This window comes from Wolbachia endosymbiont of Anopheles demeilloni (genome assembly GCF_018491735.2).
GTDB lineage: Bacteria > Pseudomonadota > Alphaproteobacteria > Rickettsiales > Anaplasmataceae > Wolbachia.
Window position 1 is genome coordinate 16,476 of the sequence record NZ_CP084694.1, and the last position, 25,563, is coordinate 42,038.

Sequence of the window (25,563 nt, forward strand, 5' to 3'; positions counted from 1 at the left end):
TATTGTAATTAGTGAAAAAAGTTTCAGTTTTAGGATCAACAGGAAGCATTGGAAAAAAGACTGTAGATTTGCTCTTAAAGAGAAAGGAAGAATATCAGGTGGAAGCACTAAGTGCCAATTCTAACTTTGCTCTGCTAGCACAACAGGCAAATCTACTTAATGCAAAATATGCTGCCATTTCTGATGAAAGGTTCTACAAAGATTTAAAAGAAGATCTACTTGGTACAAACGTCAAAGTAGAAGTTGGCGCTCCAGGTCTAGCAAATGTTGCTTCTCTACCTGTTGATCTCTCAGTTGTTGCAATAGTTGGCATCGCAGGCCTTGATCCAGTTATAAAGGTTATAGAAAGCGGTACTAAAGTTATTGCCCTAGCAAATAAAGAAAGCATTGTTTGTGGTGGCAAGTTACTGCTTGAAAAAGCTAAAGAAAGGAGCGTACAAATAATTCCCATCGACTCTGAACACAACGCAATTTTTCAAGTTTTGCAAAATGATGATAAATGTGTAGAAAAGATTATACTCACTGCCTCTGGTGGACCATTTTTAAATTATAGCCTTGAACAATTAAAAAATATTACAGTAAATCAGGCACTAAGTCACCCTACTTGGAAAATGGGAAAGAAAATCTCAGTTGATAGTGCAACAATGATGAATAAAGCACTAGAAATAATAGAAGCACATCATTTGTTTAAAATTAGCCCAAATAGAATTGAAGCAGTAGTGCACCCTGAATCGATAGTACATGGAATTGTAGTTTATCACGATGGATTCAGCTTTGCTGTGCTTGCAGAAACTGATATGGAAATTCCCATTGCATATGCTTTGTCTTGGCCAGAAAGATCAACTTTGAACTACAAGTTAGACTTAACAAAACAAAAAAAATTGACCTTTCAAGAACCAGATCATAAACGTTTTACTGCACTAAAGCTCAGTATGGAAGTGTTAAATTCCTCTTCTCCACATACAAATAGTATTGTTTTGAACGCTGCAAATGAGGTAGCTGTTAATGAATTCTTGAAATCGCGAATCGGTTTTTTAGAAATATTAGAGGTGGTAAAATCAACAATAGAAAATTTTGACAAGTACGCTGATATTAACTCATTATCTGGTATAATCAACATTAACTTTGAAAGCCGTATTCTTGCCAATGAAATTATAAAAAGTAAAGGTATCTGTTCAGCAGAGTGATAAAATAAGGTAGACGAGAAAAGACAACTAAATGGTCAAGTAGCCCCATTTCATACTCCTGTCATCCTAGTAGCTGACACTGGGATCCAGAAAAATTTACAAGTAAACTGAGCTTATGCTAAATTCAATGAGATTAAATGAAAAACTTGATTCCAGCATCAAGTGCTGAAATGACACCTTACCTGAACAGATACATCACTAGCACGTTCGTTCACAATAACTTGAGAGAAGCTTAAATCATTAATAACTGTATTTGCTCTATACAGAAAACCACATCCTATTGCAAAAAAAAAAGCAACGAAGTTGCAGCAAGTGGAACTGGGTTGTCAACTACGAAGCATAGACCAACAGCAAGTACTTCAGATAACAAAAAAGCACAAGCATAATTAGTTTGTTTCCTTTTTTGAGCAACTTCTTCTACCTTTATGAACTCTGGTTCTATTATTTCCTTAACATGTTCTGCAATACAATCTTTTGGATTTTTGTTTTCATAGTTTTTAATATTAGTTTTGATCTTTGGATGTGTAAGTAATATTTTTATCATGTTTACATTTCCCAACTTGCAAGCAATGTGTAGAGCTGTATTTTTTTCCTTCTTGCCGGTCTTAATTTCCTCCTCTGCACGAGCATAATTTTGAGGTATAAATCCTTCATTAACAGGTTGTGAATTATTAAGGTATACACAACCCCCTCTACCCTGATCTACTACTTCTCTATCCTCAAATTCGTACACTGGATAACCATCATGTTCCTTTGGTCTTCTCTCAATAACAGCTTGCTTGCTTTTAATATTTATATCAATGTTTTCATGCTGTACAAGCAACTTAGCCATACTCTTTAACTTAGACTGCTCTTCATCACTACTAGAGCTAAAAGCTAGGGGGATGGACATCAAAGGTGTCATTTCATCTTCAAACGCGTTAACATTCGCTCCTTCTTTCAATGCTTGTTGAAAATGATTCCAAGCTTCCTCAGGTGTTATTCTTTCACCACTAGCATTTTGAAATTCAATAGCTTTAAACAACTTTTTTGTTGCTTCACTTGTACTAAACATTTTAACCCCCTATCACAACAAACTTGATAAAATTATACATAGAAAAAATTAAAATATCAACTATTAAGCTAATGATCCAGAATATACTCCTTCGTTAAAGGAGACTGAGCATTTTCAAAGATTTCTTGAGTACTTCCTAATTCAACAATCTTGCCATTGCAAAAGAAAACTATGCTGTCAGATAATTTTTTAGCTTGCTTTATCGAATGAGTTACCATAATTATGGTGAACCTCAATTTCAATTCTTGTATAAGATTTTCGATTGCATTGGTTGCCATTGGATCAAGAGCAGAGCATGGTTCATCCATTAATAAAATAGTTGGCTTTACTGCAATTGCACGAGCAATGCATAATCTTTGTTGCTGGCCACCAGATAAATTTAGTGCACTATCTTGCAATCTATCTTTCAACTCTTCCCATAAACCAACCTTAGTTAAACTACTTTCTACTATTTCATCTAATTTTTGCTTATTTTTTACCATGCCATGCAACTTAGGCCCATAAGCAACATTATCATATATTGACTTTGGAAAAGGATTGGGTTTTTGAAATACCATACCAACTTTTGCTCTGAGCAATACAACATCCATATCACGTGAATATATATTACCCAGCCCATCGATTACCAGCTCACCGGTCGCTTTACATCCAGGTACGTAATCATTCATACGATTGAAACAACGCAAAAATGTCGATTTACCGCACCCAGACGTTCCGATAAAAGTTGTGACTTTCTTTTTGCAAATATTCAAATTTATATCGAATAAAACTTGTTTAGAGCCATACCAAAGATTTAAATTTTTAACGAAAGCATATTTATCGCTCATACTAAATCCTGCATTGAATAAAGTCCTGGAGTTTTATTCTCGCACAACCATATTGCTGCTTGAATAGCCCCTCTAGCAAATGTTGTGAGGTCAATTGCCTTGTGATTTAATTCTACTCGTTCATCGGAATTGACAAACATGACACTGTGATCTCCTATTACTCCACCTCCACGAGATACTGCAAAGCCTATTCCCCCTTTCCCTCTTATATTTGAATTATTATGTGAATATTGATTGAGCTCAAAATCCACTTTTGCAGAGTTAGCAACTGCTTTACCAAACTCTATAGCTGTTCCAGATGGTGAATCCTTTTTTAAATTGTGATGCATTTCCCAAATTTCAACGTCATACTCATTACCTAAAAGCTTGGCAGCTTCTTTTACCAATTTCAGCAACACATTAACTCCTATACTCATATTTGCTGACCATAATATTGGAATTTTAGAAGCATGTTCTTTTAAATTTAGACCTTCTATTCCAGTTGTGCCACTAACTAGCGGTTTTTTAAATTTCACGGCCGCCTTAAGGCATTCTAGCATACATTCTTTAGTTGTAAAATCTATTACAACATCGGACGATTCAAATACCTCACTAATAGAACTTGTAATTTTGATTCCTAAATTGCAATTATTTCCTACAATAGGCCCAATATCTAAGCCTATATACTCACTGCCCAAGCGAACAACAGCACCTGCTACTTCCACTTTGGTATTCGTAATTAATTCATTGAGTATTTTCTTACCCATTCTGCCTAAGCAGCCTATTACTCCAACTTTGATTTTCATAAAGCTTTTTCCACTATGTTAGGCTTTTTTTGAAGCTTTGTCATCTTTATAAGCTTAGCATATTTAGCCTTACACTGATAAAACTATAGCTATACATCAATGAATCTATTGAAAATTGATACGAGGAAGATACTAATTGTAATTAGTCAATTTTCTCCTATGGAGAAAACTTATAAAGAAAAAAAGAGCACTAAAGAAGATGCTTTTTTGTGAAGAAAAGATACTCTTTAGAAAAGTGGCATAATAAGTTTTGAATTTATAAGTTGTTCTTTAGCTGTCTTATCTAGCACCTTACTAGGTTTACCAGCTTCTGAGCTTAGTACCTTTCTATCACTTGCAGGCACTTTAGATGTAGAACTTACAACTTCAGGTTTCTGAGATATTTTATCTATAGTAACAACTGTAAGCTTACTATTTGAAACCAACATCTTTTTCATTCCTTCTAACTCACAAGACAAAGTTTTATTATCATATACCGAGTTCACTATAAAGGATACCGAATTATCGTTCATGGCAACAAGTTTGCTATAAACAATTTCGAATATAGCTTCGTCAGATTTGACATTGATATGATATCTTGATGGATCTTTAGAATTAATACCGCTCCCATCCATAATTTCTGGTACATTCTTTTTGTTTATATGCAGTACTAACTGCTTATTACCATTTTCTTTAATAACACCCCAATGATTGGATTTACCCTTCACTAGTTTAATTACACTATTTTTTGCGGTTTACCAGACCATAAGTTTTTAACGCTGTTCCAGACTGATGCAATTCTTCCTGCAATCGACTGAAAAAACTTTTTTATGCTTTTTCACATATTTTACTCCTTAAATTAATAATAATTTAATTATTACATAAAAAGTATAATATGTCAATTATTTCATAAAAATGAAAGTACTTGCTTGCAATTTTCAACAATTTAATAGCACTGGTGTTGACAACCTCCCCGCCAATACGCTTAGTGACAAAAAATCTAACATAAGGTTTGTTTGTATAAGGGTCTCTAAGTATTCTCATTCCTCTGTTATCTACGATCTTATAAGCTTGTTTGAAATCCGCTACTGCAATCATTGTAGGTGGCATATCAGCAGATTGATATACTGGTATTTCCATTAAAGTATCTGGTATTTCAAGCGATAAACTCGGCTGCCAAAGATACTGACCTGTTTCAGATTTTAGTAGCTTCACGTCCTTTAACGTACTCCTGTTCATCAAAAATGATGCATTTTTAGAGTAATGTTCATTTAGAGAGTAGTACAATATCATTATGGCGTTGCTGTCTAGCTTATCAGCTTTAATTTGCTCTATCTTATTATGACCATTTCCATTTTCGTAAGTTAAAATTCCTTTAGGCTGAAAAGTCCCATCACCTTTAATAAAAGCTTCATTCTCCTTCTTACTGAAAGTTTCGGCAACCTTTTCTACAAGCCAATTTTCAACATTGACAAATGCATCATCGAGCAATTTTTGTGATATTTGCGGCTGAGCATAGAGCTCATAAGTTGTGATGGAAATCTTTTGAATTTTAGTGTACTTGTGTCTTGTGCAAAATCATACTTGGATTTATAGCAACCATCTTCGTCGTCTACTACTTCACCACTCCAACCTGCACCAGCACGGTCACAATCTTCTATAATATAATCCAGCGTTTCAGTAGAGATTCTTTGATTGGAACATATCTGCCGCATTGGAGATGAATCAGTTATACGCTTGTTTATGCGTTTTACAATATGAGGAGTAACTAAATACCCTCCAATATCATTGTCATCTCCACTTAGGGTTTTATGTGATAACCTGTTTTCCATTCCTTTGCGAATATAATCAGAAAAATATTTATCACCTGTATTAAAATCTGTGCTAATCTCTGGGCGTTGAGCTGCGGTTTCAATAAAATCTAAGCGCTCTTTGCAATTATCAATATTACTATTTATCTTGCATAGCTGCTCGATTGTTGCAGGTCCTTTGCTTTCGATTTCTTTTAGTTTGCGATCATTTATTAATTTAAATTGCTCCCATGATGAAGCGAGTTCATTAACACGGTGAGCGATATCAGTAAGTGACATAATAGCCTCCTTAAAAAATAAAATTAGAATATTTATTGTAATTTGAAGGTAATCTTTATCAGTAATCTCAGTACCTTTTTGTTATCATGTAAACTGCATTCAGAAAAAAGACCAGTGAATGGCAGCTTAGTATAACTCAAACGCTTGTTTACAATATAGATCCCAGTGCTGGGATGGCGCCCTCATGATAAACAACGTTCATACAACTGTATACGTATAATGCTCGTGCCTGCCATTCACTGGTCTTTTTTCTGGATTCTAGCATTGGCTTCATGGTAGATACAAATGAACGTAAGCTACTTGGTAGTGAGAAAAAAATGATACTAATTACTTGTTGAAGTAAAAAAAGGTAGTGTAGTATTACACCACGGTAAATATTATACTTAATTGTTAGCAACATACAGCATCCATTTTTTTATGTCAAGCATTTTTTTCGCTGCGTATCTGTTCAGAAGAATGTGCAAATAAAGTACGTAGCTGTACAAATTTGCCAAAACAATAAATGGTATCCTTTAATTATCCTCTTTTTATCATTTCAGTCACAGCTGTACGAACATTGTGGCAATTTGCATAGTAAACAGTGTCAAGCACTGCCTTTGTGTTCGAGGCAAAATTAGTTTAACATATTATTTTCGAAACAAGTAGCTTTGCGTGTCTATGATGTCATCCCAATTCTTGACACTGGGATCTAGTTTTTGGACATTATTTTTGACATATGTCCTTAAGGACTATTGTTTACTGCATAATTTGCAAATACTTTTTATATCTGGATCCCAGTGTCAAGCACTGGGATGACGCCCATTTAGTTATCTTTTCTCGTCTACCTTGTTTTGCCACCCTGCTGAACGGATACATACCGTTTGTTGCTTTTACCCTATGGCTACCTTATCTGCCCTGCTTCAATCAATAAAAGATTTCAATATTAATTCTGCACTACTTGCGGGATCACCACTTTTTGTAATGGGTCTGCCAATTACGATATAATCAGCTCCTGAGCTCATTGCTTCTTTTGGTGTTGCCGTCCTTTTTTGATCATCATGACTTGAATCTATACGAATTCCTGGAGTAATAATCTTAAAATCCTTACCACATTCTTGGCGCACTTCTTGAGTTTCTAGTGCAGAGCAAACTACTCCATGTAGTCCAATCTTTTTTGCAAGCTTTGCTAGCAAAATTACCTGTGATTTTGCTTCCCTTGCCACTCCGAGTTCACTCAGATCTTCATTGCCCATACTAGTTAGTACTGTTACTCCAATTAGCTTTATTTTCTTTCCTTGCACTATACTTAGCGCTTCTTGAAGCATTTTTGTTCCACCACTGATATGCAATGTTAGCATTTCAACATCTAGAGCTTTTATTGCTTCAACTGTTCTAGCTACAGTGTTTGGAATATCATACAATTTTAGATCTAAAAAAATTGGTACATTGCATTTTGCAACTTCTCTCACTCCAGAAGGGCCATGTGCAGCAAAAAATTCTAACCCAAGTTTTACCATGCCAACCTTATCACGCAGACCATTAGCCCAAGATATGGCTTCATTCAAATCTTGTGTATCCAGTGCGCATATTATTGGGTTCATTATCTTGTATAATTTTTTTTATAATAAATTTTTTTTATAATAAGAGTAATTGTTGCATTTTACAATCCGTATTCAGGGATTGTTCCACTTGCAATGCTTTGTACAGACACTGAACCCGATAATCTGGTCGGAGTTGGTGAACGACTGGCATATCCAAGATCTTCCTGTAAAGAATCAGATGTTTCCTCCGATGTTTTGGAACCTTTAACTGACTTGAATTGCACAAGCTGCCCTAATACAAATTTTATTTTCTGAGTCTCCCTTAATATTATTTTTGTGCTATAATCTTTAATTGCTCTATTCAATCTTATTGATTCTTCTACCTTTTCTATCACATATTGAAGTTGTTTTATTTGACTGTCTCGCTCTAAAAGAGAATTTCTTAAATTTTTCACTTTGTTATTACAATCTTGTCTTATTTTGTCTAACTAAAAAGACTGATTTTTAATTAAACCGTCTGCTTTATCTAGCTCTTCAAGTTTCCTTTTTAATTCTTTAGATAAGTTTTTATTTTTCTGATTAATTTCTTTAAATTTACACTGTAATTCATCTAATGCCACACAAAGTTCTTCTTGCCTTTTATATAATTCTTCTTTTTGTGTATATAGCATATGTTTCTCTTTACGTAATTTATCTATTTCCTTATTCAATTCTTCATGTTTATTATTGTCTATTTTTCTTTTCAATTCCATTATGTGTTTTTCCCTCTCAGTTAGATTAGCTTCTTTTTCCTGTAACTGTTTACACAAATATGAGATTTTATGGAGTAATTCTTTTTCTTGTTCAGCAAGATCATCTTTCTCCTTCGTTACTTTTTCTAATTCGTCTGTTATTCCAATAATATGGATCATTTTTGCTTCTAATTTCTCCTCCAAAGATTTTTTTTCTTTAAGAAAAGATTTCCTCTCAGCTTCTATTTTTTGACCAAATTTTCTTCCTTCCTCGTATAAATTGTGCTTTTCTTGAGTCAACTCACGCTCTTTGTGAGCAAATTTCTTCTCCACTTTACTAGTGTCAATAATTATTTTATACAAAATCATAAGAGCCAAAGCAGATAATACAGCTAAAGCGAGAATTAAAGAACTAGGTACATTAATAAGCGCTAAAGATATAAGTAATGTAAGAGTAGCCAGAGAACTAGCTATAAAATAAAATGTATTATATTTATTAAGTAAATTGCTCATCACCCATATATAAAACTTCAGCAGTCTTGTATATATTGATTAAAATTATCTTACCTGTAGAGGAGAACACTTATCACAATTGTACCAGTGATAAACTTTAGTTGATATGCTAACTAAACTCAAAATGCAAGGTGGCATCAGACGGGAGTAGAACGTCTACTAGAATATCCAAAATCTTCTGAATATGAAGTTTCATCCAGCTCTTTATTTGGTAGTGCTGATAAATCTCCATTACTTATATCTGAAGGAACAAGGCTATCATTAATTTGTACAGATATTTCTTCAATTACTCCTTTTATTTCTTGATCACTGACTCCAAAATTCTTGATTAATTCCTCCAATCTATTCAAAATCTCTAATACACTTTCCTGCGATATAATCACGTTATCTCCTTCTCTTACATTCTCTTTGAACAAATATATTATGTTTTTTGCCAAATCTTGTGCTAAGCTCACACGATTCTGATGGGCTAATGAAGATTGATCATTCAAATCTGAAATTTCTTCTTTTAGAGAATGCTTCTTAAATAGTAACTCTTTGTACTTTTCATGTTGAATTTGACTTTCTTCCTCCAGATTGATGCTATAATTTTCCAACTCTCCACTGTTTTTTCTTTCTTTATTAAGAATTTTTTCTAACTCTTTAATTTTACTGAAATATTTAGTTTCTTTCTCTTCCGATTGCTTACTTAGTTCCTCTAAATCTACAGTTAGTTTAATCACTTCTTGAGTTTTTTCATTTAACTTTTCTTGTAATCGTCTTTTTTCTTCTTCTAAATCCGATGATTTAAGTATTAAATCATAAGTTTCAGAACTTTCTTTTTGCAACTGTGCTTCTAACTCTGCTATTTTTTTCTCTTTCTTTTCTAAATATGTCATCAATTCTGTTACTTTTTTAGATTCTAATTCATGTGATTGACTTTCTAATCTCTGGATTTCACTATATTTATCACCTAAATCTTTTTTAGTATCATTCAATTCTTGTTCTAACCTTTTATTTTCATTTATTGATTCATCCAGTTTAAGATCTGATCGCCCTATTTGATCAACTAGTTTTTGTATTTTGACAACTAGAACTTTAGCATATTCTTCCAAGCCTTGCTTTTCTTGCACTAATTCAGCTTTTTCTTTACTTAACTTTTGTATCTCTTTTTGCGCTTTCCTTAACTTCTCCTCTAACTTTTCCTTCTCTACTTTTCTCCTTTCAAATTCACTCTCTACCGAATCACTTAGCTGCTTGAGTTTTTGTGTTACTTCAGCCAAAACTTCATCTTTTTCCCTTACCTTTCCATTTAATTCCTCCATCTCTCTCATTTTTTGCTGTAATTGTTCTAATATAGTTTGATTATTTCCAGTTAATCTTGTATTTTCTTTTTTCAATTTATTAATTCTTTCGTTTAAGCTGTCATCTATAACTTGTGCAATTTTGTCTTGCATTTTAGTACTGCCTATTTGAGCTTCTTTGCTGCCACGCTCAATTTCTTGCGTTGTTTGAATGTTAATATTTCTATTACTATTTTCTATCACAATCTCAGATGATTTATGATTGCCTTTCTCCTTATTTCTAAATTTTATTTGATACAAGAATAAGTTACCTATTTTTACATCTTTATTTGCTTTCAATTGATCATCAGTAACACGATTACGCTCGATAAGTTCTATACCATTAGCATCAATATTAATTATAATAGTGCACTTTTTTCCGTCCTCATCACACCAATTCAGAGTCATTTCGTATGCACCATCAGTTACAACATAGTGCCTTATTCCTTCTTCAGAAACAAAACCGTGCATTCCATTTTTTCCATTGCTATGCAGAGTTGAAAACTCTGAAATTCCATTATCTTGACAGAAATTACTATTCAAAAACTCACTGACTTTGAATTTGTTTTTATTAGCTCCCAATTTAACTTCTGCACAACTACCATATATTGACACTGTTTCAACACCACTTTCAATATACCCATTCAATACTTTTTTAGCCTTATCTTGAAGCTCTAGTCTCGCCTCCTTTACATTATTGAAATCTTGGATAACGGCTTTATACACTTCATCTTCATTAAAATTGGCATTGTATTTTATTAAAAAAGATAATATGCGAAAACTAGCTACAGCAGTGTGAATTGATTTATTCTTTTCTTTTATCTTACCGAGCAAAAACAAAAACCTTTGAATGAAGTCATGATAATCATCTTTTTGTTCTTCAATTTTATTATCATATGAATTACCAATCATTACTATCTCACAACTAAATAATTAGTATAGTAATACGAATGCTAAGTTACATCAATCAATAAACTTATAGTAAATTTTCCATTCTCAGTTATAAGCTCTGCTTCTGTACTCTCAACCCATTCTATCACTTCAGCATTGCAAACTGACTGCAAATCATGCTGAGCAGAATAATTTAACTCATCCTCTTTTACACTCGCTTTTATCATCAACTTTTGTATAAGATGCTTAACTGATACGTTATTATCTGCTTTTATTTTTCTCACAAGGTTTAATATCTGCACGAAATTATCTCCCATTTCCTCAGAATACTTATCATAGGTAAGTTCTTCCTTGTTAGGCCAGTTACTTTTATTGTGAACGGAGTTATAACTATACAACTGATGATATATTTCCTCTGTAATGTATGGCAAAAATGGTGCAAATAACCGCAAAATAATATTGAGTACATATGCCAAATTCTGTTTCGCACTCATTTTTGCCTCGCTGTCCAATGCATCTCCATATGCACGTTTTTTAACTAACTCTAAGTAATTATCACAAAAATCTTTCCAAAAAAATTCTTCTATTGCGCTCAAAGCTTCGCAGTATTCAAACTGTAATAGGTTGTTCGTCGTTTTTTCTATCACTTTATATAATTTGGACAATATCCACTTATCCATCGTCTCACTGATGGAATTTATGCTCAATGCTTGATGTTTTTCCATAAACATGGAAATAAATTTGCTAGCATTCCAAAGTTTCGTAACAAGTCGTTTGCCAATTTTGAAGATATTTTCAGAGTAGACTGTGTCAACTCCAAGTCTTGAGTTTGCTGCCCAATAGCGTACTACGTCAGCTCCATAGGTTTTAAGCATTACATGAGGAGTGATGATATTACCTTTTGATTTACTCATCTTTTTTTTATCATCGGCCAAACACCAACCACTAATCATGATATTTTTCCACGGCAGTGAATCTGCATGATAATGTGCCTTCAAAATCGTATAAAAAGCCCAAGTTCTTATTATCTCATGGCTTTGGCTGCGCAGATCTGCAGGAAATATCTTATCATACCGATGGCTTGGTAAATCGAGCTCACTGTTTACTGCCAGTGCACTTAGTTGAGTAGTGATCGCACTTGTGGCCCACGTATCCATTACATCTTGGTCTGGGGTAACCTCTTCTTTAATATACCCTTTCGGCAAATCTTTGAGTGGATCGATAGGCAAATCCTTTACTTCAGCTAGAATGATTTTACTCTCCTCCCCTTTACGTTTTGAATACCACACCGGAAATGGCACACCAAAATAACGCTGTCTTGAAATGCACCAATCCCAATTTAGCCCTTCTATCCATACCTCCATGCGTTTACGCATAGACTTTGGATGCCAACTACACTTTTTTACTTTATCTAACACTTGAGCTTTTTGCTCTAAAGTCTTGATAAACCATTGATAAGTTGGTAATATTTCAAGTGATGCACCAGATCTTTCTGCACACTTTACGGAATGAGAAATGTTAGTACTTTCTATCAAAAGGCCCTTTTCAGTTAGGATTTCAATAATTCTCTTTCTTGCTTCTTTAACCCTTAGGCCATTTATTTCATCGTAGATTCCAGCGTCACGTGCTGGAGCGTGTGTCCCCTCTAATGGCTGGATTCCAGTGTCTGGGCACTGGGATCTATTATTACCATACACTGAATCTAGACTTATCCTACCATCCTGATCGATAATAATTTTCATCGGCAGACCATGCTTTTGCTGCCAATATATGTCGAGCTCATCACCAAACGTACAGCACATAACAAGCCCAGTACCTTTATCTATTTTAACTTTATCATCAGCTATTATTGGAACTTTTGCTCCTGTTATTGGCACCACGGCTATTTTTTCAATCAGCTGAGTGTAGCGTGCATCTTCTGGATGGCAAAAAACTGCAACACATGCTAGAAGCAACTCAGGCCGTGTAGTTGCAATCTTAATCTGCTCATTTTCTTCAGTGGAAAAAACTATCGTGTTCAAAAATGACTCAAAGACTTTATCCTCTATTTCTGCTTGTGCAATTGCAGTTTTATCGACTGGGTCCCAAAGAATAGGTTGCATTTTTCTGTATGCATATTCTTTATTATATAGATCAATGAATGACATTTGAGAAAGTGCCACAGCTTCCTTGCTGATCGTGTGGTATTCCAAATCCCAGTCATAACTAATGCCAACTGATTTAAACAATTCCTTGAATTCTTGCTTTGATTTTTCAATAACCTCATGGCACATCTCTATAAATTTTTCTCTGCCAACTTCTTTTGCGCGGGTTTTATAGGTTTGCTCAACTAACCTTTCAGTCGGAAGGCCATTATCATCAAACCCAATTGGATAAAATACATCTTTTCCCAGCATACGCTGAAACCTTGCAATAAAGTCTGTGTGGCAATAGCTGAATATATGGCCAATATGCAACTTTCCTGATATCGTTGGTGGGGGCGTATCTATAGTGAAAGTGTTACCCTTTTCACTACTCCATTTATAAACTTTACTTCCTTCCCATAATACATTGTATTTGTCTTCAACTTCTCTAAAGCTGTATTTTTCTTCCAACATAAATATTTTTCAGTTTCAAGCTTTAAGTTAGCACAATTGAGCAAATACAGCAATTTTAATGTCTGACATTTTAGTTTATAATACAAAATTTCTTGATTTTAGTTTTTTATGTATTACACGATAAATTTTTAGTATTGAGGTTTATTATGCCTGATTTTAAATTTTCTGATTTACAAGATCTTGTTAATGCTCTATATGATCCATACTATCTGCCCTCCAAAGAAAAAATAAAACTAGCAGAATTGCTTGAGGACGTGTTGGAACTAGAAGTTAAAAAAAGCCCAGAAAAGGCAATATCTAAATTAAAAAATAAAATAAAAAATGAACTAAAAAGTGAAGTATCGAATGAACTGAAACAAAAAATAAATACTCAAATCCAGCAGTTACAGCAAGAAAAGAAAATATTAGAAACCAAAAATGAAGCAAATAAACAACTAAAAGAAAAAGCAACATACATCGCTACTGCTAGTACTGGTCTTGCTGTTGGGTTAGTAGTGTATATTACACTTGAACATACAACTAAATTGGACATGTGGTTAATCGTTGTTATAGCAACAGTATCTGCATTCTTAGCTGGTGGTTTAATAATGAAACCTAGCTCTCAAGTAAATGGAACACAAGAACCACAAGGAGTAGCAAATAAGAATTCAGTCTAGCTTGATATAGTTTTTTTTCATTTCATTGCCTTTCCAAATTTGAAGCAGGTTGTTTGAGCCATAGTACAAAGTAAATATAGTAATTTTACACTAAAATTTTTAGTTTTGTTTCTGTTGGTTAGTTGGTACGAGCCTTGCCTTTAAGAAGATGTAAAATCACAATTATTACGGATAACATTCCACCAATAACTGATATAGCTCCACCCGTAATAAAACAAGCACGTGCCAACATTGATGAAATACTTGGCAGATCTGCAACTTTTCTTAAGGCACCATATCCACCAAGCCAAACAAGTCCAGTAATGTGGAGAAAATGTCCCAAGCTATATGCATAAATCTGTAATCTTACTATGGAGCTTTTTATTTCTTTACAGCCCAATTTTGGTAACAGCCAGTAAACAAAATTCATAAAAGCTATAGTAATACCAACCACAGAACCGTGATAATGCGCAGGGATAGTGACATTTCCTTCAATAGTTAGCACTCCAAGCACACCTCCATAAATGAACAATACAAACGAGTGGAGAAGATAATTGCCCTTATCATTGAGCAGAGTTTTTATGTTGCAATACACTAATATTGTTAAAAAGCACGGCAGAACTGCTCCAGCAATTCTCATATGCCAGGTAAAAAACTGTATCAATTCAGCACTATCCGCCGAATAAATAAAGTATATAAACGGCGCACCTACGGTCAAAACTGTGTTTATAAATAGTGGTAAAATGGTAATTTTATTTAGACTAATATAGCGAGCATTCAGTATGATTAAATAAACTAAAAACATTGCTTGAGCAAAAGCAAACTGCAGTAAATGTCCGCCTCCCCAAAAGAGATATTCATAAAATAAATTCTTGTCTGAGTGATATAGACCTGGAGGCATATTTTTATGTGCTAAAACAACACAAAGAAATGATGACACAAGTATAATGACCAGGCCAATTTGTCCGATTGAAAGATATGAGTCTTGTTTATTTGATATGTAGGCTAGAGCTGTATTTATCAATATGCTGGTAATGAAAAGACTGAGTCCAAGTAAAAATAATTTGTTTTGTAATACAGGTATATAGTTACTTTTGATAACTTCAGTATTTGGAACAAATGCAGATATAAACATTAGCAGCATGGAAAGGATTGAGAGAATCCATGAGAAGTTAAACCAATGATTGGTGTTTTTTAAGTTTATGATGAAGAGCAGAGATATTATAGAGCACATCCATACCAAAATTGACAAATTTACGTGTATCACCAGTGCATTATCAAAGATATATTGTGCAGAAGGAATGAGAGAAGAAATAAAAGGCAATCGTAGAAAAATAACAATTATTGACAGCAGTCCAGAACAAGCAAGAGCAAGTACTGCCAAGAATATCCATTGCCTGCAAAGTGAAGCGTTATTTTGTATGTTGAGCATTTACTTTTAGGTACTATAGCATAAGACAATGTACATTTTTCAAATTGATATGCATAGTTTAAATGAATGACATTACAAAAATATCTTTCATCGTGAAAATTCTGCGTCCATTTCCATTTCATATTATGGTAATATTACTGACAGCGTTAGTCTTGGCTATCGAAATGTGTTTTAATCAATACTTGATAAAAATTATTACAGTAAGAGAATCTTTACATAATGGCATGACATTACGTTAATGCTTTTGATCCACAATTAAGAACATTTTCGTTGTGATTTACGTTTCTAGTATGTATATTAATGAATCTTGTTTTCACTAAATAATGAAAATAATAATTGTCATGATAATGTTATTGTATAGTAACTATACAATGGCAAGCGAACGAATAAGTTTAGTAGATAAAAAATTATCTCAAGGATATGTAGCTCCAATACTTACAGAAAATAGCGTTATTTTACCAGACAAGTACGGTACCTTATATTCCTTTGATATCGATAACCCAAGAGTTATAAATTGGAAATTATACCTCTCAAGTAGGAAAAAATTTGGTAATATGAGTTTATCGAACTACAAAGAAAATGTTTTCTTTGTAGTGGATAACATTCTACACACAATAGATGCGAAAACAGGGGAGATTCAATGGGAAAAAGAATTAAGAGCTCCGGCAAGAGGGAAAGCAGTAGTAATAAACAATAAGTTGGTAGTATTGACTATTGATAACTATCTACATGTATTTGATATAAAAGATGGCAGCCCAATTTGGGCTTATCAAAATGGTATAAATGAGGTTCGAGGTTTATATTCCATCTCACCAGCAGTCTCTAATGATAAAATAATGGCAATATTTTCAAATGGCGAGTTAATAGCTTTTAATGAAGAAGGTAAAAAACTATGGAGCCAAAAATTAGCTACAAATCTTTTAGACACACAGCTTACAGATGTAACTACTACACCTAGAGTACACGATAATATCTTAATAGCTACGAGCAACTCTTATATTTATAGCATTGACGTAAACTCAGGAAATATTTTATGGTCAAGGCCACTACAAGTAAAAAGTATATCAAACATTGAGTCATATTATAGCCCTCTTATTCCTGCAGAGAAACAAAAAGAAGGCGGAAGAATTTTCATGTTGACTAAAAATAATAAAGTAATTGGCATCGATATACGAAGTGGAAAAACAGTTTGGACATCTGATTTTATAGAGAATGTGCAATTGTTTGTTCCAATTATGTATGCCCATACGCTTTGGGTAACAAGTAATAAAGGTTCAATATTTGCTTTTCCTGGATCTGAAAGTACAGGAAGGGTAATTAAAATACCCGGTAATGTGTTTCATGCTCCAGTATTTACCCATGGTAAGATGTATATAACGACTGAAGGAAATGGTGTTTATTCTTTAGAAAATAGGTTTGTTTTTTATGATTGATTATGATTTGGTTATTATAGGTGGTGGTCCAGGTGGTTACAAATGCGCTATTGCTGCTGCAAAACTTGGACTCAAAGTTGCTTGTATAGACAAAAATAGCATTTTTGGTGGCACGTGTTTGCGAGTTGGGTGTATACCATCAAAAGCATTACTCCATTCCTCTTATCAGTATGCTAGCGCGAAAAATAATCTATCAAAACTTGGCATAAAAGTTAAGGATGTAAGTCTCGATTTGAGAGAAATGATAGGCTATAAAGACGCTAGAGTTCATGAACTTGGAAAAGGCATAGAATATCTGTTTAACCTTTACAAAATTAATAAGATCAATGGACTTGGAAAAATTACTTCTTTTGATCAAGGCAACCTTGAAGTTTCAGTTAAAGGTAAGGTGCTGAAGACAAAAAATATAGTAATTGCAACCGGTTCTGACGTTATTTCTTTGCCAGAAATTAATATCGATGAGAAAAGTATTATTTCATCAACTGGTGCATTGTCTTTAACTGAAGTACCAAAAAAACTTGTCGTAATCGGAGCCGGGGCAATAGGGCTTGAAATGTCTTCTGTATGGAGGAGGCTAGGGTCTGAAGTCACTGTAGTAGAATTTTTTGACAGAATCGCTGCAGCAATGGATGGAGAATTAAGTAAGTCTCTACTTTCTAGTCTACAAAAACAAGGAATAAAATTTTTACTTAGCACCAAAGTTGAGGGAATAAAACAAAGTAGTAACTCTTTGAGTGTGAAAGTTTGCTCTGTAAAAGATAATCAAACAAACTCTATAGAGGCGGATAAGGTATTGCTGGCAGCAGGACGCAAATCATGTACTGATGGTCTTGGTATTGATGAAAAAATGGAAAAAGATAATCGCGGTTTCGTTCAAGTTAACAAAAGATATGAAACTAATGTGAAAGGAATATTTGCTATTGGTGATGTGATTGGTGGAGCAATGCTTGCTCACAAAGCTGAGGAAGAAGGGGTGGCAGTTGCAGAGATACTAGCAAGGCAATTGCCTCACGTTGATTATGAAATCATACCGTCAGTCATTTACACCCACCCTGCAGTTTCTTCAATCGGTAACACTGAAGAAGAACTAAAAAGTGCTGGTCGAAAGTATAAAGTTGGTAAATGTCAATTTGCTGCAAACGGTAGAGCAAAAGTCACTGACGATGCTGAGGGATTCGTGAAAGTTCTGACTTGTAGCAAAGCAGATACAATACTCGGTGTACATATCATAGGAGCATACGCTGATACGCTAATCAATGAAGCAGCGGTTGCAATGGCATATGGTGCAGCAGCAGAGGATATATACAGAATTTGTCACTCTCATCCTGATATAAATGAAGCCTTTAGGGATGCGTGCATCGATGCTTTCTTTAAAAAGTAACTGTGGACTTCGGTTCAATCATTGAAAAATGGTATGATTGGCTAAAGTACAACAGGTCTTACTCACCAAACACTTTGGAGTCATACATGAGGGACCTCAAAGATCTTATAAGTTTCCTAAATACTCACATTGGTGAAGAAGTAAATGTTGGCTATTTAGAAAAATTAAGCATACCTGAACTGAGAAGTTGGTTTACCTCTCGTTATGCAAGAGGTGTAAATGCGAGATCTAACACTCGCGCATTGTCAGTAATCAGAAATTTTTTCAAATATATAAAAAACAATTATGAAATAAATAATGAAGCGGTATTTTCTTTATCAAGGCCAATTCAGAGAAGAACTCTACCTAAAGCACTTTCAATATCTAACATAGAAACTCTATTGAAAGAAATGAAATTGCCTGATCTAGGCGAGCCTTGGGTGGTAAAAAGAGAAATTGCAATTGTCGTTCTGCTATATGGTACGGGCTTAAGAATCACTGAAGCACTAAATCTTAAGGTTAGTGATATTAGCAATGAAAGTTTAATAGTAACAGGTAAGGGAGATAAACAAAGGCAGGTATTTATTCTTCCAGTAGTAAAAAAGTGTATACAAAAATATATAAAAGCTTGTCCCCACTTTGACGAAGCGGGACATCTTTTTGTGGGGGTAAGAGGAAAAAAATTGGGAAGAACTTATGTTGCTAATCGTTTGCAAAAAATAAGAAGATTTTTAAACTTACCAGAAATTTTATCTCCACATGCATTTCGCCATAGTTTTGCTACTCATTTGCTTCAAGAAGATATTGATATAAGATCAATACAACAGCTGCTTGGCCACTCAAGCCTTGAAACTACTCAAGTTTACACTCACCTAAATTATCAAGATGTCTTCAATATGTATAAAAACTTTCAGAAGAGTTTGAATAAAAAATCGAAATCTTAACTTCGTCTTAAATCGATAATATTGCCGAACTGAGTGCTTGCAACATCATTCAGTACTGTACTTGATTTATATAAGCAATAGTGACCAGCAGAGAAGAAAGCAAAAACGTTTTGCAAAAGGTTATGAATGAAAGAGAATAGACAGCAGAATTTAAATGAGAAGCTATGTAAAGAAACAAGTCAAGCAAATAGCAAAAGATCTGGGACCGTACACCTAGGCACTCAATTTTAATTTTTCACTCAAAACCAAGTTTACGACATCAGGGCTGGCTTTTCCTTTGGTGAATTTCATAACTTCACCAACAAAGAACCCATACAATCTTGTTTTACCACCCTTATATTCTTGAACTTTATCTTGGTTGTCATTGATGATTTTATCTATTACCTCTGAGATTTGACATGTGTCAGTTATTTGCTTGAGATTCTGCTCTTCTATAATAAGGGATGCAGGCTTTCCAGTTTCAAACATAATATCAAAAACTTGTTTACCAAGTTTAGCAGAGATCGTTCCATCGACGATAAAGTCGAGGAGTTCGGATAAAGCATCTGCTTTAATTGGAGAGCTAACAATATCAATATTTGTTTTATTTAAACGACCGAAAAGCTCGACGGTTAACCAGGTAACTGAAATCTTTGAATCATTCTTTTTTGCTAATTTTTCAAAATAATCGGCAATTTCTTTATCAGAAGTGATAACGTCTGCATCATATTCATTGATACCTAATTCCTCTATGTATCGAAGTTTTTTTTGATCTGGCAACTCGGGTAAAGATGATTTAATAGAATCAATTTTGTCTTGGCTTATTTCAACAGGTAGCAAATCAGGTTCAGGGAAATATCTATAGTCACTTGAATCTTCTTTGCTTCTCATCACTTTTGTTTTTCCTAAAGTGACATCAAACAATAAGGTATCTTGACTTATTTCTCCTCCGCTTTCCAAAATTTTGATCTGCCTTTGTGCTTCATAATCTATAGCTTGTACAATATAACGTATTGAATTTAAGTTTTTTATTTCACAACGAGTGCCAAATCTGCTACTACCGTTTGGGCGAACAGAAACATTTGCATCACAACGAAGTGAACCCTTTTCCATATCACCATCACATGAACCGATGTAACGCAAAATCTGCCTCAACTTTTTCATGAATTCTGCAGCTTCTGCAGATGAACGAAGATCTGGCTCTGAAACAATTTCCATTAAAGCAACACCTGCACGATTTAAATCTACGTAAGTTTTGCTTTCTTCATGGATACTCTTTCCTGCATCTTGCTCTAAGTGAATTCTTGCGATTCTTATTTCTTTTTCATTATTTTTGATAAACACTTTACCATTTTTAACTATTGGCTCAAAGAATTGGGTTATTTGGTAACCTTGTGGTAAATCGGGATAAAAATAATTTTTCCGATCAAAGTAAGAGCATTTATTAATTTCTGCAGAAAGTGCAAGACCGGTACATATTACTTGCTCTATGCAGAAATAATTTAATATTGGTAATGTACCTGGCATTGCCGCATCAACTAGAGAAACTTGAGTATTGTGCTCAGTACCAAATTCCGTTAGTGAACTAGAAAATAGCTTTGTCTTAGAAGAAACCTGAGCGTGCACCTCAAGTCCAATTACTGTTTCCCAGTTTTCTTTTGTCATGTATTTTATTCAACTAATAACTTTATATTTTGCAAAATAGTACAAAAAGTCAAATAAAACTCATTTAACCTATTATTAAAGAGGTATATATCAATCATATAAGAGTTGCTTTACAATTTCTATTGGCTAGGGTTGTTATATTACTGCCAAAAAATATTTATAGTAGGCTAAAACATAATTTGATGGCAACTGATTATCCAATAAATTTGTAAACATCAGTATACAGCTCATCAATCCCTGGCTCTTTACTACTTCTAGCAAAATCTTCTGACTTTTTTACTAAGTCTCGTATTTCCTTATCAATAGCTTTGCATTCTTCATCAGAAGCTATTTTATTATCTGTCATATACTGCTTTATATTGCTTATAGGATCATGATTTTGCTTCATATCTTCAACTTCTTCTTTTGTGCGATAAGTAGCAGGATCTGACATCGAATGGCCACGATATCGATATGTCTTCATTTCAAGCAAGAGAGGTCCTTTTCCTCCACGTACGTGCTCAGCTATTTCACTTGTTGCCTCATAGACAGAGAAAAAATCCATTCCATCAACTTGTTTTCCAGGAATACCAAAATTCTCTCCTCTTTTATATAGTTCAGTTACTAAAGTTGATCTTTGCACAGAAGTTCCCATTGCGTATTCGTTATTTTCTATGATATAAACCACAGGTAACTTCCACAAAGATGCCATATTAAATGATTCATATACTTGTCCTTGATTTGCAGCACCGTCACCAAAATACGTGAATACCACGTTATCTTTTTTCTTATATTTATTAGCAAATGCTATTCCTGTGCCAATTGGAACTTGTGCACCTACTATTCCATGTCCACCAAAGAAATTTTTTTCAACATCAAATATGTGCATAGAGCCACCTTTGCCTTTTGAACACCCTGTTTCTTTGCTGGTTAGTTCTGCCATCACAACATTTGGATCAGAATTACATGCAAGCATTAAGCCATGGTCTCTATAGCTTGTGATAAAAGCATCACCAGATTTCGATGCAGCTTGAGTCCCAACTGCAACTGCTTCTTGCCCTATTGATAAGTGACAGAATCCGCCTATTAATCCCATTCCGTATAATTGTCCTGCTTTTTCCTCAAATCTGCGTATGAGAAGCATTTTTCTGTAAAATCCAATCACCTGTTCTTTAGTGAAATTTTCTGCTTTCATATTGACTTTCTTTTATTAAATTGAGATCATACCAGAAATTTTTAACATTTTATAATACTATCTATATGGACTACTATCACTGGCTTGAAGCTTTTCACGTTATCTCTGTGATTATGTGGGTGGCAGGTATGCTCTATTTGCCAAGGCTTTATGTTTACCATGCATCTGTAAAACTAGGGTCAGAAAATGACAGCTTACTTCAAATAATGGAGAAGAGACTCCTTAGATATATCATAAACCCTGCAATGCTTTTCTCCCTTGGTTTTGGAATTATGCTAATGATTATTAGGGAAGCATACCTCGAAGGGTGGTTTCATGTAAAAGCGCTAGCATTATTCTTAATGTTTGCTATTCATGATCTACTTGCAAAACATAGGAAAAATTTTGCAGTGGGCTTGAATAAGAAAACTCACGTTTATTTTCGTGTTTTAAACGAAGCAGTAACAGTGTTAATAATAATTATAGTTATTATGGTTATTGTAAAACCTTTTTGATTTTCTAGCCTAATACTGAACCATTCAATGGAGTATAAGAATTGTTACTAAATAGTTTATTCTGATGTTCCATAGTCTAAGTTAAGTACTTAAGATATAGATTCTTTGTTTTTGTGTGTTATCCTGATTAACAAGAATTCGCAGTAGTATTATAATGAGTAAGTTAAAAAAGCTTAGTGCTGGACTTTCTTTGACAGGCCTGATTGGTAGTGATGATATAGATACGCAAGGGGCAAGAAATAGAAAGAAGAAATATCAATTTTTGGATAAGACGTTCGCATGGATTGATGCGATGATAAATTTTATTTTTAAACGTGAGAGTAATAACGCAAATGAAGTCTTAAAAGTCACATGGGGACCACTATTTTTTGGTTTAGTGGTGATATTTATCTTTTTTGGAATAGGTGGTATTTGGTCAGCTATAGCTCCAATTGACGGAGCAGTGCATGCAAGTGGAGAAGTTATTGTCTCTTCAAATAGAAAAATAGTGCAGCACTTGGGTGGGGGAATAATAAGCAAAATTTTAGTAAAGGAAGGTCAAACAGTTAGAAAAGATGAGCCTTTAGTTTTATTAAGTGATGTTAACGAAAAGGCAAATTTGAGTATAATTAAAGAAAAACTCTTATCACTTTTGGCAACTGAAGCAAGACTTATTGCAATTAGGGGAGACTTAGATACACTAGAATTTTCTGATGAGGTTAAAAGATTATCTAACGATGAACTTGTAAATAAAGCGATAAAGAATCAGGTAAAGTTGTTCAACTCTCAGAGAAAGAGTATATTAGGAAAAACTGACATACTGCAACAACGTATAAAGCAGTTAAATGCTGAATTAGCAGGGCTAAATTTTCAACTAAATGCAGCCAATAAGCAATTGGACTTGATAACTGAGGAATTAGAAACAAAAAGACAATTACTTGATAGTGGCCATATAAGCAAACCACACATTTTAGCTTTAGAGAAACAGTTTGCTGAAATTGAGGGTAGAGTTGGACATTACCGTTCTGCAATATCTCAAGTACAGCAAAAAATTGGAGAGAATGAATTGGAAATTATAAATGTGAGAAACGATTCTCAAGAAAGAGCAAACGCTGAACTTAAGGAAGTTAATACATCTATTACAGACCTAAAAGAGAGGCTGATGGTTGCTGAAGATTCATTAGCACGCACAGTAATTAAATCGCCTCAAGATGGTATAGTTACAGATATAAGGTACAACACTGAGGGTGGTGTTATACAATCTGGAGTTCCAATCATGAGTATAGTACCATCAAATGATGATCTAATAATAGATGCTAAAGTTCTAACCAGAAACATAGAAGAGATACTGTCAGCAAAAAAGAAAGATAGCAATATAGCCTCTATTGACGGACTAGAAGGGCTGAAAGTTAAAGTAAGGCTGAGCGCTTATAGTGCACGTCGCTTAAGTTTAATTAACGGTATAGTAAACCATATTTCTCCTGATGCTCTTGATGATCCAAGGATGGGGCGTTATTATTCAGTGCGAGTGGTGATACCAAAATCAGAACTTGCTCAGTTTAAAAACGTATACCTATATCCTGGCATGCCAGTAGAAGTATATATAGTTACTCAATCCCGCACTCTTTTATCGTTCTTGTTTACACCTATAATTTCAACATTCGATAGATCTTTCATAGAGAGATAATTTATTTGGCTTTTCTAAAAAATTTGTTTAAAGAGTTTGATATGCAAAAAAAAAATTACACACAAGATGTAAATGCTAACGTAAACATTAAAGGTTAATTAGTAAACTCATCTGTATAGTAAAATTAAAGTAATTAGTAAGATTTTTACCTCAGTGAATTATAAATAGGTAAAATTACCTAAAGTTTAATAGTGTCTGTTACTGCTTTTAGGTGTGAGGCTAGAGGGTTATTAGCAATAACAGACACTATTAAACTTATTATAGAATTTTCTTAAAGTAAATACTTAAGTTAAAATATTATAATATTTTAACTTAAAATAGATTCATGTAAATGCTTTTTTCCTCAAGTTAGTATCGTATTATTATATTTATTAAATGCTAAAAAAACATTAATCATCATTTACTATTGATTCAATATTTAGCAAAACACTTGTGTACATTCTATAATCTCTGTTTGCATAGTAAGTTTATATATACTATTATACAGTTAGTTTTACAGCACAAAATATGGTGAAGTTATTTGCATTATTGATAATGTTTTACTCAAACATATCAATTGCTTCTGCTCCTACTTCTTGGCAATTTGGATTTCCTGCACCTGCAACTGAGATAATGGAGGTTATAGTTAAGTCACATTCGTTTGTGATGAGTGTAATGATTGCAATTATGCTTTTTGTATGGGTCCTGCTTGCTTATGTAGTATTTCGCTTTCGTAAGGGCAAAGTGAAAAATGTCAGTAAAATAACTCATAATATCTTTTTAGAAATTATCTGGTTTGTTATACCAACGATTATTGTTGGGGTATTGGCTTGTAAAAATGCTGAATTAATTAAACTACAGGAGAAAGTGCCAAAAGCTGACATAACACTAAAAGTTATTGGTCATCAATGGTATTGGAGTTACCAGTACCCAGAATATCAAGGTATTTCATTTGACAGCTATATAAAAGGAAAAGATAATTTTATTGAAGGGGATTTAAAACTATTCTCTGTTGACAATAACGTTGTTTTACCTGTCAATACTAACGTTCGTTTGCAAGTGACAGCAGGAGATGTAATACACAGTTGGGGGATACCAGCTTTTGGTGTAAAAATTGATGCAATACCAGGTAGGCTAAATGAAGCATGGTTTAATATTATGAAGCCTGGTATTTATTATGGGCAATGTTATGAACTCTGTGGTCAAGGTCATGGATTTATGCCAATTGTTGTTGAAGCAGTGAGTAAAGAAAATTTTAATAAATGGATTGAAAATAAAAAATTAGTAAGTTAAATTTGGAGTATAG

At 33.8% G+C, this 25,563-nt stretch carries 20 protein-coding genes and 1 pseudogene; 8 read left to right on the forward strand and 13 right to left on the reverse strand.

The genetic code is table 11. The annotated features are described in order from the left end of the window. The first annotated feature begins 11 nt into the window (after positions 1-11). A complete protein-coding gene (gene dxr, locus JSQ73_RS00110; protein WP_214249324.1) occupies positions 12-1,187 on the forward strand; it encodes a 1-deoxy-D-xylulose-5-phosphate reductoisomerase in 1,176 nt (391 codons plus the stop codon). 277 nt (positions 1,188-1,464) lie between these two features. Here the strand turns inward: dxr and JSQ73_RS00115 are convergent, their stop codons facing one another. The 10 genes and pseudogenes from JSQ73_RS00115 to JSQ73_RS00160 form a co-directional block, all read right to left on the reverse strand. After that, entirely contained in the window at positions 1,465-2,241 is a 777-nt protein-coding gene (locus JSQ73_RS00115; RefSeq protein WP_234301759.1) for an ankyrin repeat domain-containing protein, read from the reverse strand. A gap of 68 nt (positions 2,242-2,309) precedes the next feature. After that, a complete protein-coding gene (pstB, locus tag JSQ73_RS00120) occupies positions 2,310-3,068 on the reverse strand; it encodes a phosphate ABC transporter ATP-binding protein PstB (RefSeq protein WP_214249325.1) in 759 nt (252 codons plus the stop codon). Beyond that, entirely contained in the window at positions 3,065-3,853 is a 789-nt protein-coding gene (dapB, locus tag JSQ73_RS00125; protein WP_214249326.1) for a 4-hydroxy-tetrahydrodipicolinate reductase, read from the reverse strand. Before dapB ends, pstB begins: the two co-directional genes overlap by 4 nt. Positions 3,854-4,080: 227 nt before the next feature. Beyond that, complete coding sequence (locus JSQ73_RS00130; protein ID WP_214249327.1) at positions 4,081-4,560, reverse strand: hypothetical protein; 480 nt, start codon at positions 4,558-4,560, stop codon at positions 4,081-4,083. A 142-nt stretch (positions 4,561-4,702) separates the two neighbouring features. Then, a pseudogene (locus JSQ73_RS06685) lies at positions 4,703-5,922 on the reverse strand (phage major capsid protein). A gap of 899 nt (positions 5,923-6,821) precedes the next feature. Beyond that, complete coding sequence (gene pyrF, locus JSQ73_RS00140) at positions 6,822-7,502, reverse strand: orotidine-5'-phosphate decarboxylase (RefSeq protein WP_214249328.1); 681 nt, start codon at positions 7,500-7,502, stop codon at positions 6,822-6,824. A 59-nt stretch (positions 7,503-7,561) separates the two neighbouring features. Further along, the gene (locus JSQ73_RS00145) at positions 7,562-7,897 is read right to left on the reverse strand and encodes a hypothetical protein (protein WP_234301760.1); all 336 of its coding nucleotides are present in this window, start codon (positions 7,895-7,897) and stop codon (positions 7,562-7,564) included. A 33-nt stretch (positions 7,898-7,930) separates the two neighbouring features. After that, positions 7,931-8,686 (reverse strand): coiled-coil domain-containing protein, encoded by a 756-nt coding sequence (locus JSQ73_RS00150; protein WP_234301761.1) that lies wholly within the window; start codon positions 8,684-8,686, stop codon positions 7,931-7,933. Between the two features lie 137 nt (positions 8,687-8,823). After that, entirely contained in the window at positions 8,824-10,920 is a 2,097-nt protein-coding gene (locus JSQ73_RS00155; RefSeq protein ID WP_214249329.1) for a coiled-coil domain-containing protein, read from the reverse strand. Between the two features lie 41 nt (positions 10,921-10,961). Further along, positions 10,962-13,496, reverse strand: coding sequence for a valine--tRNA ligase (locus JSQ73_RS00160; RefSeq protein WP_214249330.1), 2,535 nt, complete (start codon positions 13,494-13,496; stop codon positions 10,962-10,964). 146 nt (positions 13,497-13,642) lie between these two features. On the opposite strand from JSQ73_RS00160, the gene JSQ73_RS00165 reads away from it, so the two are divergent. After that, on the forward strand, positions 13,643-14,152 hold the full coding sequence (locus tag JSQ73_RS00165) for a hypothetical protein (protein WP_234301762.1): 510 nt from the start codon (positions 13,643-13,645) through the stop codon (positions 14,150-14,152). Between the two features lie 118 nt (positions 14,153-14,270). Here the strand turns inward: JSQ73_RS00165 and JSQ73_RS00170 are convergent, their stop codons facing one another. Next, positions 14,271-15,563 carry a cbb3-type cytochrome c oxidase subunit I gene (locus JSQ73_RS00170; protein ID WP_214249331.1) on the reverse strand — a complete coding sequence of 431 codons (1,293 nt, stop codon included), beginning with the start codon at positions 15,561-15,563 and terminating at the stop codon, positions 14,271-14,273. Between the two features lie 323 nt (positions 15,564-15,886). On the opposite strand from JSQ73_RS00170, the gene JSQ73_RS00180 reads away from it, so the two are divergent. The 3 genes from JSQ73_RS00180 to JSQ73_RS00190 are packed head-to-tail and all read left to right on the forward strand — an operon-like array spanning position 15,887 to position 19,300. Continuing rightward, entirely contained in the window at positions 15,887-16,996 is a 1,110-nt protein-coding gene (locus JSQ73_RS00180) for an outer membrane protein assembly factor BamB family protein (protein ID WP_214249333.1), read from the forward strand. After that, positions 16,989-18,377, forward strand: coding sequence for a dihydrolipoyl dehydrogenase (gene lpdA / locus JSQ73_RS00185; protein ID WP_214249334.1), 1,389 nt, complete (start codon positions 16,989-16,991; stop codon positions 18,375-18,377). Before JSQ73_RS00180 ends, lpdA begins: the two co-directional genes overlap by 8 nt. 2 nt (positions 18,378-18,379) lie before the next feature. Beyond that, positions 18,380-19,300 (forward strand): tyrosine-type recombinase/integrase, encoded by a 921-nt coding sequence (locus JSQ73_RS00190; RefSeq protein WP_214249335.1) that lies wholly within the window; start codon positions 18,380-18,382, stop codon positions 19,298-19,300. Positions 19,301-19,513: 213 nt separating this feature from the next. Here JSQ73_RS00190 and gatB read toward each other — a convergent pair whose 3' ends face one another. Both gatB and pdhA read right to left on the reverse strand, forming a co-directional pair. Further along, positions 19,514-20,944: an Asp-tRNA(Asn)/Glu-tRNA(Gln) amidotransferase subunit GatB gene (gene gatB, locus JSQ73_RS00195; RefSeq protein WP_214249336.1), complete on the reverse strand. Its 1,431-nt coding sequence runs from the start codon at positions 20,942-20,944 to the stop codon at positions 19,514-19,516. Between the two features lie 193 nt (positions 20,945-21,137). Continuing rightward, positions 21,138-22,118 carry a pyruvate dehydrogenase (acetyl-transferring) E1 component subunit alpha gene (pdhA, locus tag JSQ73_RS00200; protein WP_214249337.1) on the reverse strand — a complete coding sequence of 327 codons (981 nt, stop codon included), beginning with the start codon at positions 22,116-22,118 and terminating at the stop codon, positions 21,138-21,140. Between the two features lie 65 nt (positions 22,119-22,183). Here pdhA and hemJ point away from each other — a divergent pair, with 65 nt between their 5' ends. From hemJ to coxB, 3 genes are all read left to right on the forward strand, one after another. Next, entirely contained in the window at positions 22,184-22,612 is a 429-nt protein-coding gene (gene hemJ / locus JSQ73_RS00205) for a protoporphyrinogen oxidase HemJ (RefSeq protein WP_214249338.1), read from the forward strand. A 154-nt stretch (positions 22,613-22,766) separates the two neighbouring features. Continuing rightward, the gene (locus JSQ73_RS00210) at positions 22,767-24,278 is read left to right on the forward strand and encodes an HlyD family type I secretion periplasmic adaptor subunit (RefSeq protein WP_214249339.1); all 1,512 of its coding nucleotides are present in this window, start codon (positions 22,767-22,769) and stop codon (positions 24,276-24,278) included. Between the two features lie 507 nt (positions 24,279-24,785). After that, positions 24,786-25,550: a cytochrome c oxidase subunit II gene (gene coxB, locus JSQ73_RS00215; RefSeq protein WP_214249340.1), complete on the forward strand. Its 765-nt coding sequence runs from the start codon at positions 24,786-24,788 to the stop codon at positions 25,548-25,550. The last annotated feature ends 13 nt before the right edge of the window (positions 25,551-25,563 follow it).